This window comes from Ruegeria sp. CJ9, from assembly GCF_056536625.1.
In genome coordinates, this window is the sequence record NZ_JBQFPY010000001.1 from 491,160 (window position 1) to 503,180 (window position 12,021).

General features: G+C 58.5%; 12 protein-coding genes. 4 read left to right on the forward strand and 8 right to left on the reverse strand.

Annotation, left to right across the window (positions count from 1 at the left end; genetic code table 11):
- The first annotated feature begins 36 nt into the window (after positions 1-36).
- Positions 37-1,233: a UbiH/UbiF family hydroxylase gene (locus ACR0AJ_RS02440; RefSeq protein WP_480740000.1), complete on the forward strand. Its 1,197-nt coding sequence runs from the start codon at positions 37-39 to the stop codon at positions 1,231-1,233.
- A 10-nt stretch (positions 1,234-1,243) separates the two neighbouring features.
- Here the strand turns inward: ACR0AJ_RS02440 and ACR0AJ_RS02445 are convergent, their stop codons facing one another.
- Positions 1,244-2,371 (reverse strand): aminotransferase class V-fold PLP-dependent enzyme, encoded by a 1,128-nt coding sequence (locus ACR0AJ_RS02445; RefSeq protein ID WP_170357888.1) that lies wholly within the window; start codon positions 2,369-2,371, stop codon positions 1,244-1,246.
- A 233-nt stretch (positions 2,372-2,604) separates the two neighbouring features.
- On the opposite strand from ACR0AJ_RS02445, the gene ACR0AJ_RS02450 reads away from it, so the two are divergent.
- The gene (locus ACR0AJ_RS02450; RefSeq protein ID WP_170357886.1) at positions 2,605-3,306 is read left to right on the forward strand and encodes a GntR family transcriptional regulator; all 702 of its coding nucleotides are present in this window, start codon (positions 2,605-2,607) and stop codon (positions 3,304-3,306) included.
- Positions 3,307-3,312: 6 nt separating this feature from the next.
- Here the strand turns inward: ACR0AJ_RS02450 and ACR0AJ_RS02455 are convergent, their stop codons facing one another.
- Both ACR0AJ_RS02455 and ACR0AJ_RS02460 read right to left on the reverse strand, forming a co-directional pair.
- Entirely contained in the window at positions 3,313-3,771 is a 459-nt protein-coding gene (locus ACR0AJ_RS02455) for an Lrp/AsnC family transcriptional regulator (protein WP_170374819.1), read from the reverse strand.
- Positions 3,768-4,223 (reverse strand): Lrp/AsnC family transcriptional regulator, encoded by a 456-nt coding sequence (locus tag ACR0AJ_RS02460; protein ID WP_425080834.1) that lies wholly within the window; start codon positions 4,221-4,223, stop codon positions 3,768-3,770. Before ACR0AJ_RS02460 ends, ACR0AJ_RS02455 begins: the two co-directional genes overlap by 4 nt.
- Positions 4,224-4,354: 131 nt before the next feature.
- Between ACR0AJ_RS02460 and ilvC the strand changes: the two genes are divergently transcribed.
- A complete protein-coding gene (gene ilvC, locus ACR0AJ_RS02465; RefSeq protein ID WP_170357880.1) occupies positions 4,355-5,377 on the forward strand; it encodes a ketol-acid reductoisomerase in 1,023 nt (340 codons plus the stop codon).
- Positions 5,378-5,455: 78 nt separating this feature from the next.
- Positions 5,456-6,358: a DMT family transporter gene (locus ACR0AJ_RS02470; protein WP_170548284.1), complete on the forward strand. Its 903-nt coding sequence runs from the start codon at positions 5,456-5,458 to the stop codon at positions 6,356-6,358.
- Here the strand turns inward: ACR0AJ_RS02470 and glmM are convergent.
- The 5 genes from glmM to ACR0AJ_RS02495 all read right to left on the reverse strand — a co-directional run bounded on the left by glmM (position 6,355) and on the right by ACR0AJ_RS02495 (position 11,839).
- Positions 6,355-7,698 carry a phosphoglucosamine mutase gene (glmM, locus tag ACR0AJ_RS02475; protein ID WP_170348337.1) on the reverse strand — a complete coding sequence of 448 codons (1,344 nt, stop codon included), beginning with the start codon at positions 7,696-7,698 and terminating at the stop codon, positions 6,355-6,357. The genes ACR0AJ_RS02470 and glmM overlap by 4 nt on opposite strands.
- 34 nt (positions 7,699-7,732) lie before the next feature.
- On the reverse strand, positions 7,733-8,731 hold the full coding sequence (gene folP / locus ACR0AJ_RS02480) for a dihydropteroate synthase (RefSeq protein ID WP_480740002.1): 999 nt from the start codon (positions 8,729-8,731) through the stop codon (positions 7,733-7,735).
- Complete coding sequence (locus tag ACR0AJ_RS02485; RefSeq protein ID WP_170357874.1) at positions 8,728-9,648, reverse strand: dihydroneopterin aldolase; 921 nt, start codon at positions 9,646-9,648, stop codon at positions 8,728-8,730. The genes folP and ACR0AJ_RS02485 overlap by 4 nt, the downstream gene beginning before the upstream one ends.
- A gap of 102 nt (positions 9,649-9,750) precedes the next feature.
- Entirely contained in the window at positions 9,751-11,124 is a 1,374-nt protein-coding gene (locus ACR0AJ_RS02490) for a multicopper oxidase family protein (RefSeq protein ID WP_480740004.1), read from the reverse strand.
- Between the two features lie 73 nt (positions 11,125-11,197).
- Positions 11,198-11,839: a cell wall hydrolase gene (locus tag ACR0AJ_RS02495; protein WP_170348333.1), complete on the reverse strand. Its 642-nt coding sequence runs from the start codon at positions 11,837-11,839 to the stop codon at positions 11,198-11,200.
- Positions 11,840-12,021 lie beyond the last annotated feature (182 nt).

Below are 12,021 nucleotides of genomic sequence, written 5' to 3' on the forward strand. Positions count from 1 at the left end.
GAACTAGGTTCTGCCCAAGACTCGGAGACCAAGGCCATGACTGACAGCTGTGATATCCTGATTTCTGGCGGAGGAATCGCCGGACTGACCGCTGCGGCGGTCTTTGGAACTGCCGGGTTCGACGTGGTTTGCGTCGACCCCGCACCACCGATTACCGAACGAGATGTGGACGGATCCGACCTGCGGACCACCGCCTTTTTGCAACCTGCGCATGGGTTGTTGGCGCAATGCGGGCTGTGGCAACGGCTGGACGAATACGCGGCACCCCTTCAGATCATGCGAATCGTGGATGCAGGAGGCGACGTTCCCGAACCCCGCGTAGTGCGCGATTTCAACGCTGCCGATATTTCGGACCAACCCTTTGGTTGGAACCTGCCCAACTGGTTGCTGCGGCGCGAGATGGTGACCCGCCTGGCCGAACTTCCCAATGTCGATTTCCGCCCCGGCACCGGTACCGTCAGCCTGTTTACGCGCACCGCCGAAGCCCGTGTGGGGCTGAGCGATGGCAGCCGTATACGCTGCAAGCTGGTGATCGCCGCAGACGGGCGCAATTCCCCGATGCGCGAGGCCGCGGGAATCAACGTCCACACCACCCGGTATGGCCAAAAAGCACTGGCCTTTGCGGTCACACATCCGATTCCGCACGACAATGTCTCGACCGAGATTCACCGTTCCGGCGGGCCGTTCACTCTGGTTCCCCTGCCCGACTGGCAAGGGCAGCCCTCATCGGCGATTGTGTGGATGGAGCGCGGCCCACGGGCGGTCGAGTTGCTGAACACCGACCCCGAGGCGTTCGAGGCGCTGATGACCGAACGCTCTTGCGGGTTGTTCGGGCCGCTGAAATTGGCCTCGCGCAGGACGATCTGGCCCATCATCAGCCAGTCGGTGGAACGTTTGTCGGGCGAAAGGGTCGCCTTGATGGCCGAGGCCGCCCATGTAGTGCCCCCCATCGGCGCGCAGGGGTTGAACATGTCGCTGGGTGATCTGCGTACCTTGCTGGATCTGGCACAAGCACGACCCGAAGGTCTGGGCGATGCTCAGATGTTGGACGCTTATCACAAGGCCCGCCACACCGAAATCGAGATGCGCGTCAAAGGTATCGACCTGCTGAACCGCGCCTCAATGATCGAGGCGCGTCCACTGCGGGATGCACGGGCGATGGGGTTGAGCGCTCTCTATTCCCTACCGCCCGTACGAAAGACATTGATGCAGATGGGCCTCGGCGTACGCTGAGGCTCTGCAATCAAAGAACCTGATCCAGCACACGCTTGAGCCGCGCGATTGTGCCATCAACGTCATAAAGCTTGTCCAACCCGAACAGACCCAACCGGAACGTGCTGAACCCTTCGGGCTCATCACATTGCAGCGGAACACCTGCCGCGATCTGCATACCCAAAGCGGCGAATTTCTTGCCATTCTGAACTTCGGGGTCCGACGTGTAAGTGACCACAACCCCCGGCGCGCCGAACCCGTCGGCCGCGACCGAGATCAGCCCTTTGTCTTTCAGCATCACTCGCACCCCGTTGCCCAAGGCCCACTGAGCGTCCCGCAACTTTTCAAAACCGTAATCACGGGTTTCAACCATGGTATCCCGGAACGCTTGCAGCGCGTCGGTTGGCATGGTCGCGTGATACGCGTGCCCCCCGTTCTCATACGCCTGCATAATCTGTCGCCATTTCTTCAGATCTACAGCGAAACTGTCAGACGTTGTCTCCTCCAGCCGCGCTTCGGCTCGTTCGGACAGCATGACCAGACCGGCGCAAGGCGAGGCGCTCCACCCTTTCTGAGGGGCCGAAATCAGGACATCCACGCCGGTGGCCTTCATATCAATCCAGGCACAGCCCGAAGCGATGCAATCCAGCACCATCAATGCGCCAACCTCATGCGCGGCCTCCGCCATGGCAGTCACGTAATCATTCGGCAATATGAGGCCTGCGGATGTTTCCACATGCGGTGCAAATACGACATCGGGGCGTTGCTCGCGAATTGTTGACACCACCTCTTCAATCGGTGCCGGCGCAAATGGGGATGGGCTGGAGTTGCCGGTTTGCCGCGCCTTGAGTACGGTCGCCGATGCCGTCAAATCCGCAGATTCGATTATCTGGCTCCAACGATAAGAAAACCACCCGTTGCGCACGACCAGAACGTTGGCGTTACGCGCGAATTGGCGCGCCACAGCTTCCATCCCATAAGTACCGCCACCAGGGATCACCGCAACGCCATCGGCGTTGTAAACATCACACAAGATGGACGAAACATCGCGCATGACAGTCTGAAACCGGGCTGACATGTGGTTCAGCGACCGATCCGTAAAAACAACCGAAAACTCTTCGAGCCCGTTCGGGTCGATACTTTCCAAAAGCGCGGGCATGATATGTCCTTTCAAACTGTCCTTCAGAATTTTGAGGCCTTTTTCGAGAATGGTACAGCCCCAGTCTCGTGCTGATAATTGACGCAACGGAAGTCAAAATCCTAACAAAAAATTAACCACGAAAAGCTCTAATTGAACAACTCGTTGACGCCAAATAGGGTCACCACCCCTTTACACCCAGAGGTGTTTCTGAACAGATACATACACTTTGTACAAGAAAGGTATTGCTTCTCGTGACTGCTCAAAAGCGGATCAGTTTTCAGGTCGTACGTGACGAAGTTAAGCGGCGAATTGAAAGCCGGATTTGGCCACAAGGATCTCTGCTGCCGACAGAAACGCAGCTTGCTGAAGAATTCAATTGCGCGCGTGCAACGGTAAACCGCGCCCTGCGCGAGCTTGCCGAGCAAGGGTTCGTGGAGCGCAAACGCAAAAGCGGCACGCGGGTAAAAAAGGAGCCCAGCAAACACGCCAAGCTGGAGTTTTCTCTGGCCCGTCAATCAGTTGAGAATCAAAACTCAATCTATCGCTATGCACTTGTTGAACGGAATGTCGTATCCAGCCCCGGTTGGCTGGCCTCGCAACTCAGCGTTTCGCCCGACGCGCGGGTGCTGCATGTGATCTGCATGCACTATGCGGACAACCGCCCCTTTCAGCTAGAGGAGCGCTGGATCAACATCGACACAGTACCTGACGTTGAGCATGCGGATCTCAACACGCGGGGTCCCCACGAGTGGTTGCTGAACGTTGCCCCCTTTACCGAGGCTGAGGTTGCATTCTGCGCAATTTCCGCCGACGGAAGGCTGGCAGAATTCATGGGCACCACTGCCGGAACGTCGATGATTCAATTGGAACGCACTACTTGGAAAGATGGTGTTCCGATGACCTTTGCCCGGATGACGCATCACCCCGGCTATTGCATCCGCACCAAATATTGACCCGGTTTAGCCGATTGGGCCGGGCAAGCGCTCTTCGCTCAGCAATACGTTTGCCTCGACCTCACCCGCGCCGGGTAAGGTCATGATCCGCCGTCGCAGCACCCGTTCGAAATCGGACAGATCACGTGCAACTACCCTCAGGCGATAGTCGTAAAGACCCAACACATGTTCGACCGTCTGCACCTCGGGGATGGCGCTGACGGCGCGCTCAAAGTCTTCAAGGCTGACTTGTCCCTTGCGCGCCAGTTTGACGCCCAGAAACACGGTCACGCCGAACCCCAACGCCTCGGCATTCAGACGCAGGCGACGGCCCTTGATGACCCCTGCTGATTCCAGCCGGCGGATGCGCCGCCAGGTTGCCGGTTGGGACAACCCCAGCTTGCGCCCCAACGCCCCGGCACTTTGCGTGGCATCCTGTACCAGCGCACGCAGGATGGTTCGGTCGGTTTCGTCCAGTTCGATCATACCGGCAACACCTCGTTCCGCTTGACCCGCGCGATATGCATCAGCGCTTCGATATCGGCTATGTGCGGCAGGGTAAGAATACGATCGCGATAGATTTGCTGATAGTGCGTCATGTCGCGTGCAATCACCGACAGCCTCACGTCCACACGCCCCAAAAACGTCTGAATTTCAATAACTTCCGAAACACTCCGCGCGGCAACAGTGAATTCGTCAAACGCGCGCGGCTGGGTTTTATCCAGCGTCACGCGCAGTGAAACCTCGACCGCATATCCCATCGCCGTCCAATCAATAACAACCTCTTGCCCCAGAATGACACCCGAGGCCTGCATCTTTTCAACCCGGCGCCAGCACACTCCCTGACTGATCCCGCAACGCTCGGCCAATTCGGCCATGGTCAGGGTCGGTTCGGCCTGTAAGTGACGCAGAATGCGCCTGTCCATATCATCCAGCATGATTTTTCCGATTAAGTCAGATATCGCGCATAAATTTTCGCATTTCGCTTCAATAGTCGATTGTAAAGCGCTCGCCAATAGCTTTGGACCCTATTAGAACCGCAGCAACCGCATATGAAAGGACCTAAAACATGCGCGTCTATTACGATCGCGATTGCGACATCAACCTGATCAAAGACAAAAAAGTAGCGATCCTGGGCTATGGCTCGCAAGGTCACGCTCATGCGCTGAACCTGCGCGACTCGGGCGCCAAGAACCTGGTTGTCGCTCTGCGCGAAGGGTCGGCATCCGCCAAGAAAGCAGAAGCCGAAGGCCTGACCGTCATGGGCATCGCCGAAGCGGCGGCCTGGTGTGACGTCATCATGTTCACCATGCCCGACGAACTGCAGGCCGAAACCTACAAGAAATACGTGCATGACAACATCAAGCCGGGCTCGGCCATTGCCTTTGCCCACGGCCTGAACGTCCACTTCGGCCTGATCGAGCCGAAAGAAGGTGTCGACGTCATCATGATGGCCCCCAAAGGCCCCGGCCACACCGTGCGTGGCGAATACGTCAAAGGCGGCGGCGTACCCTGCCTGGTGGCCGTGGATAGCGACGCAACCGGCAAGGCGCTGGAAATCGGCCTGTCCTATTGCTCGGCCATCGGTGGCGGCCGTTCGGGTATCATTGAGACCAACTTCCGCGAAGAGTGCGAAACCGACCTGTTCGGCGAGCAGGCCGTTCTGTGCGGCGGTATCGTTGAGCTGATCCGCTGCGGTTTTGAGACTCTGGTCGAAGCGGGCTATGCGCCTGAAATGGCTTATTTCGAATGTCTGCACGAGACCAAGCTAATCGTTGACCTGATCTATGAAGGCGGCATCGCCAATATGGATTACTCGATCTCGAACACTGCCGAATACGGCCAGTACGTCACCGGCCCGCGCATTCTGCCCTATGAGCAGACCAAGAAGGCGATGAAAGAGACCCTGTCGGACATCCAAACCGGTAAGTTTGTGCGTGACTTCATGCTGGAAAACGCGGTTGGTCAGCCAACCATCAAAGCGGCACGCCGCCACAATGACGAACATCAGATCGAGCAGGTTGGTAAGAAACTGCGCGACATGATGCCGTGGATTTCTGCTGGCAAGCTGGTAGATCAGGAAAAGAACTGATCCTGACTGTTCTAATCGAAGGGGCGGCCAAGTGGCCGCCCTTTTTCGTCACAACCGCTTTTGACCCCAAGGCGCTATATGATTGACCAACCCACGTCCCGCGATTGGAGCGGCGTGATCGCTTTAGGCCTCATATGGGGCGGCACGTTTATGGTCGTCGCAATGGCGCTTGAGGGATACGGGCCAGTGACAGTCGCTACGGCGCGCACGACGCTGGGTGCCGTGACATTACTTGGGATGATGGCGTTGACCGGTCGCAAGCTGCCGACGGGCGATCTGAACTTGTGGGGGTTCATCGCCATTATCGGTCTGCTGTCTACCGCCCTGCCCTTCATGTTGCTCAGTTGGGGGCAACAATATGTGGCCTCGGCCTTTGCCGGGCTGTCGATGGCGGCAATTCCGCTGATGGTTCTGCCATTGGCCCATTTCTTTTCAGACGAGCCGCTGAACGCCCGCAGGTTCCTTGGAGTCTCACTGGGATTTTGCGGTGCTTTGGTGTTGATCGGGCCGGGTTTGGCGCAGATCGGACAAGGGGCTGAGCCGTTGGCGCAGCTGGCCTGCATCGGCGCGGCTTTGTGTTACTCCTGCGCGTCTATCTTCACACGGCGTTGCCCACCGATTGATCCTGTGGTGCTGGCGGCGCTGTCCTTGGTGGTGGGCGCCGTTCTTTTGTTACCCATCATGCTGGTGACCGAAGGCCTTCCACGTTGGGAAGGAACGCGCCCCGGTCTAGCCATTGTAGCGCTGGGGCTGGTGCCGACCGCCTTTGCCACCTTGCTGCGCGTATCGATCATTCGCAGCGCCGGGTCCGTCTTTCTGACGCTGGTCAATTATCAGGTGCCAATCTGGTCGATGGTTTTCGGCGCCTGGATCTTGTCCGAGGCCCTGCCCCTGCGCTTTTACATCGCGCTGACCATGATTTTGACCGGGCTGGCCATCAGTCAGTGGTTCAGCCTGCGAAAGATGCTGATCGGGCGTTAACCGGCGACCGCCTCGACCTCGGCCACGATACCGTCGACGACTTGTGTCAACAGGGCATCATCCTCGCATTCTGCCATCACGCGGATCAGGGGTTCCGTCCCTGACTTGCGGATCAGCAGCCGGCCTTGCCCGTTCAGGCGCGCCTCGGCATCCGCAATGGCCGCTTTCACGGCGCTGGTTTCCAGTGGGGTTTGCCCCTCGCCGTAACGCACGTTTTTAAGCAGTTGTGGAACGGTTTCGAATTGCACCGACAGCTCGGACGCCTTGCGACCTGAATGCACCATCTCGGCCAGGAAATGCAGACCGGCCATCAGGCCGTCACCGGTGGTGGCATAATCGCTCATGACGATGTGGCCCGACTGCTCACCGCCCAAGTTGAACCCGCCTTCGCGCATCCTTTCGACGACATAGCGGTCACCAACGGCCGTTCGTTCCAGACGCAGCCCTTGCGCAGCAAGGTGCCGTTCCAACCCAAGGTTCGACATGACCGTCGCAACCAGCGCGCCGCCTTCAAGACGATCCGCCTTGGCCCAACAGGTCGCCAGCAACGCCATTAGCTGATCTCCGTCAGCCACCTGCCCGTTTTCGTCAACCATCACCACGCGGTCGGCGTCACCGTCCAGACAGATACCCACATCCGCGCCGTGCGCGACAACCGTCTCGGCCGCCAGCTGAGGTTTGGTCGAGCCGCAATTCAGGTTGATATTCTTACCGTTCGGCGCGATTCCGACCGGAATGACATCTGCGCCAAGCTCCCACAAAACCTCGGGCGCCGTGCGGTGGGCCGCGCCGTTGGCGCAATCGACCACTACTTTCAGCCCGTCCAGACGCAGATCGCGGGACAGCGAGGATTTTACCCGCTCACCATATCGGAACCGCGCATCATCCACCCGCCGGGCACGGCCAATGTTCTGTGCTTGCGCCGGTTTGACACCCTCTTCGATCAGACGTTCAATCTCCAGCTCAGCCTGATCGGACAGCTTGTACCCGTCGGGGCCAAAGAACTTGATACCGTTATCCTCAGCCGGGTTGTGGCTGGCCGAGATCATCACCCCCAGATCCGCGCGCATCGAGCGGGTCATCAACCCTACCGCCGGTGTCGGTACAGGACCCAACAGCAGCACGTTCATCCCTGTCGAGGTCAACCCAGCAGTCAGCGCGTTTTCCAGCATATACCCGGACAAGCGCGTATCCTTGCCGATCACCACCCGGTGCGCACCGGATCGATCGCGACGGAAATACCGCCCCACGGCAGCCCCAATGCGCAGGGCCATTTCGGCCGTAATCGGATGAGTATTGGCGGTGCCCCGCACCCCATCGGTTCCGAACAGCTTGCGCATTGTCTAACTCCGTAGTTACTCGTCTAGGACGGGATTACCGGACGGCGGCCCACAGACGCAAGGCCTGAGCGGTTTGAGCCACGTCATGAACACGCACGATCTGCATGCCTTGCGACAATCCGGCCAGCGCTACAGCGATTGATCCCGGCGCACGGGCATCCTTGCGCGGCTCTTGCCCGATTTGCCCGATAAAGCCCTTGCGCGAGACGCCCAGCAGAATCGGGCATCCCAAGCCATGGAAAAGGCTAAGATTTTTCAACAATGTCAAATTATGCGCCTGGGTTTTACCGAACCCGATACCCGGATCGACCAAGATCTGATCGCGGCTCAGCCCAATCTGCTCCAGCTTTTCAACCTGACCTTCAAGGAAATCATAAACGTCCAGCGACACGTCATCATATTGCGGATCGTCCTGCATCACAGTTGGATCGCCCTGCATATGCATCACACAGACAGGCGCGTTAACCTCGGCGCAGAACGGCGCGAGCTGCGGATCAAAGGTAAAGCCCGATACGTCATTGATCAGCCCCGCGCCCGCCGTCCACGCAGCCCGCGCCACGCTGGCCTTGCGGGTATCGATGGAAATCAGGACGCTCGTCTTGGCGCGAATGGCTTCGATCAGGGGTTGCGTCCGGGCGATTTCCTCATCCTCGGGCACATAGGTAGCCCCCGGTCGGGTCGATTCACCGCCGATATCCAGAATGCTAGCACCATGCTCCACCATCTGCTCAGCAGCGGACACTGCCGTTTCAACCGAGTTGTGCACCCCGCCGTCCGAGAAGCTGTCGGGCGTGGCGTTGAGAATTCCCATGATCTGCGGGCGATCCATCGCCACACCAGCAATCTCTGCGCGTGGGCGCGTCAGACGGTTCAGTGCATCAGCTGGAATATCCCGCGCCGTGACAATCGTCGGCGCATCCGTGCGGGACAGCCGTTCTGCATGTGTGAACCACAATTCCTGCCCGGCAAGAGAAACCGCCCCGTCCGGTCGTACAGACCCGTGCTGCACCAGCGGTCGAAAATACGCAGTCACAGTTGCGCCTGATCCACTGGAATAGCGCGCAGAGGCGTCTTTGGGGCGTTCGGCAAGGCACCGCCGATCACCATCATTTCGCTGGCTTCAAAAGTGGCCGCAAACCAGGCTGCCAAGGCTACAGCGTCCGAAGGCGCCGCCGAAGGGCCATCAACCGCATCCAGCACAATCTTGGACGGAGCCCAGACACAAATCTGCCCATTCTTCATTGCCCAATCCAATTCCGTCCGCGTCGACACCACCACACAGCGATGATCCCGTGCGGCCAGAACCCAGGCGTTTTGCTCGATCGCCAGCAGATCAATCCGGCGTTGGGTCATCGCGTGACCAGTCTGTGGCAGCGTCAGTTCCGACGCGCCAACACACAGGATCAGCGGGCGCTGACGGTTCTCCAACTGATCAATCCAACCTGTCAGATTGGCGGATGAAATGGCCTCGTTCGACAGGAATACCAACCGCGGATGGGGGCGTTCTTCTTCGACCACATCGTGGTGGAGCGTGTCTTTGCCGCGCACGATTTCGACACCCAGCGCGCCCGGTCCACGATCAAGTTTTTCGATGCGAACAAAAGCTCTTACAGCCTGAGGCTCAAGCAAAATGCGCTCTGCCACGCGATCCGCCAACGTCTCAAGCAGGTTCAGACGTTCAGCGGCCAGTTCATGGGCAATCGCCTCGGTCACTCGGTCGTATGACAGAATGCGATCAACATCATCGTCAATCGGATCGGTCAGCGGCCGAACCTCTACAACAATGTTGAAGCAGATACGCTGTGTGGTGCCACGTTCGGCCTGAAAGGCACCGATCTCAACTTCAACGGTATGATCCCTGAGCGAGATGCGATCCAGCGGGCCGCGCGTCGCGGTCGCTTCTGACCGTTCAGACGGGTGCGCAAAGGCAAGGCGGATTTCAGAGCTCATTCGGCGAACCTTTTCGGGCTTGGTAAACTAATCTACCAAATTTATAGGATGCGCGCGCATATAGCATCGCAACAAACGCCATTCTAGTCGTTGATTGCGGCGTCAGGTTACGCGAAACCAGCTCATCATCCCGGATGCGGCGTGCCCCAGCATATGGCAATGCAGCAACCAGTTGCCCGGATTGTCGGCCACAAGGGCGATTTCACGGGTTTGTCCGCGCTCCACCAGCACCGTATCGCGCCATGGGCCAAGGCTGCCGTCGGGCAGGATTAGCCGAAAATGGTGCCCATGTAGGTGCATAGCATGCGGAAAAGCGGTTTCGTTGACGAACTCGATCCGGTGGGTACTACCGCGCTGCGCATCCAGAAAAGGGTCCAACGGGCGTTCAGCATACCCGTTCAAAGCCCAGAACCGGCCCAATTGCGCCAATTCGCGGCCAGAAAGCTGCGTATCGCCAAGCTGCGCGGATTCCAGCCACCGCATCGCACCACCCTGCAACGTCATCCGATGAACCGGCGCGCCGTCCAATACCACCTGCGCCAATGGATTCGCGGGCAAGGGCACAACGCCTGACCGGGCAGTCGTTGCCGAAGTACCGGAAACCGGGAACCGCACCAGACCAAAGCCCCCGTCCCGCTCGCGACTGATCAGCCCGGCGACGGTGTCAGATTCCGCTGTTACGTCCACAATCAAGTCCGCGCGTTGAGCCGGGGCGAGTGGAAAACCTTCCTCAACCTCTAACGGGCTTTCAAGCGGCATTCCGTCCAGCGCAACGATCCATCCTGCCACCCCATCCAGAGCCAGATCGTAGATTCGCGCGTTAGAGGCATTGATCAGCCGCAGGCGCAAACGCTCGTGGCGGCGCGCGGGAAAAACAGGATCAAACTGGCCGTTGACCGAGATCAAGTTCCCCAACCGCCCGGCATGGCTTTGATCATGACCGTTGTCGAAATCCTCAACGATATGTCCGGTGTCTGGGTCCAGTCGCCAATCGTCCAGCATCAGTGTCAGGTCTTGGTCGACATCTGGCCCTGTAGCCTCTTCAACGATCAGCGGGCCGTATAAGCCGCGCGCCACCTGCTCGACCGAGCGGTTATGCGCGTGATACCAATAGGTTCCCGCGTCCGGGACGACAAAGTCATAATCGAACCCCTCGCCCGGTGCGATCACATCTTGCGTCAGGCCCGGCACACCGTCCATCGCGTTGTCGATCCGGATGCCATGCCAGTGCACTGTTGTTGGCTGAGGCAGCTCGTTCACCAACCTGCGCTGAACCCGCGCGCCCTGAGGCAAACGGATTTCGGCACCAGGTACACCACCGCCATAGGACCAAACAGGCGTTTGGGGAAAACCATTCGGGGCGATCTGCTGCATCGCGGTCTGTGCGATCAGATCAGAGCTTGATGCGTGGGCCGAGTGTGGCAGTACCGCCAGTGCGGCTGCTGATTGCAGAAATTGTCTGCGTGTAAACGTCATTGCGGGCCTCCTGGCCCGCAACATAGGTTATAAAACGCCCCGCGCCAGCAAGGTTCCAGCGCGGGTGCGTCAATCAGTTGCTCGCTGTTCGATAATTATGCCTGTAGAAAATATGAACTCCGATCCGCGCGGTTTCTTTATACACGCGCGACCAAGACGGACGAACCGCCGTGGTGTGATAGTGTGTGGCACCTTCGGTCAGTTCTTTGGTGACACCGTCGATGGCCGCACGCGCAACTTTAGCTACGCGCTCATACGCCTTCTTTTCGCGGATCACTTCCTTTTGGCCATCACAGGTGTAAGTGAACTGGCACTGGTATTTCTTACCGGTTCCCTGCTTGATCACGCCGCACAGCGAGTCCGGAAACCGGCCACTGTCCACGCGATTCAGGATAACCTCGGCCACAGCAAACTGTCCGCGCACGCTTTCACCACGTGCTTCAAAGTACAGCGCCTCAGCTAGACATTTAAAATTTTCGTCCCCGGTGGCCTTGGGCTGTTGGTCCAGCCAATCCTTCGAATACGACATTTTTTCAGGCTCAAGCTCTTTTCGGGGCTTGAACAGAGTCAGATAGTCGCGAAAATTTTGCCCGGGCACTTCGGTCCGGGTGACAAGTTCGCGTTCGGCAGTATCGGTGGCTTTCTTTTCAGCGAAAGACACACTTGGCAGCATGGTTGCCGCCAACGTGGCAGCAGCCAGTATGTATCGTAGCATCAGATAACCTCGCACAGGCACATATCGCGCCGTACCCTCCCCCGGCGGGCGCGACGAGGCATTTAGCGCAGTCCGGCGCAGACGTCCAGATCAGAAGAAAACGCAAGTGGAAAATCGCCCGTGGCGAAAATTAATTCTGCCACAAGGTTGCTTGAAAACCACTAATCCTAGGGCAATCAGCC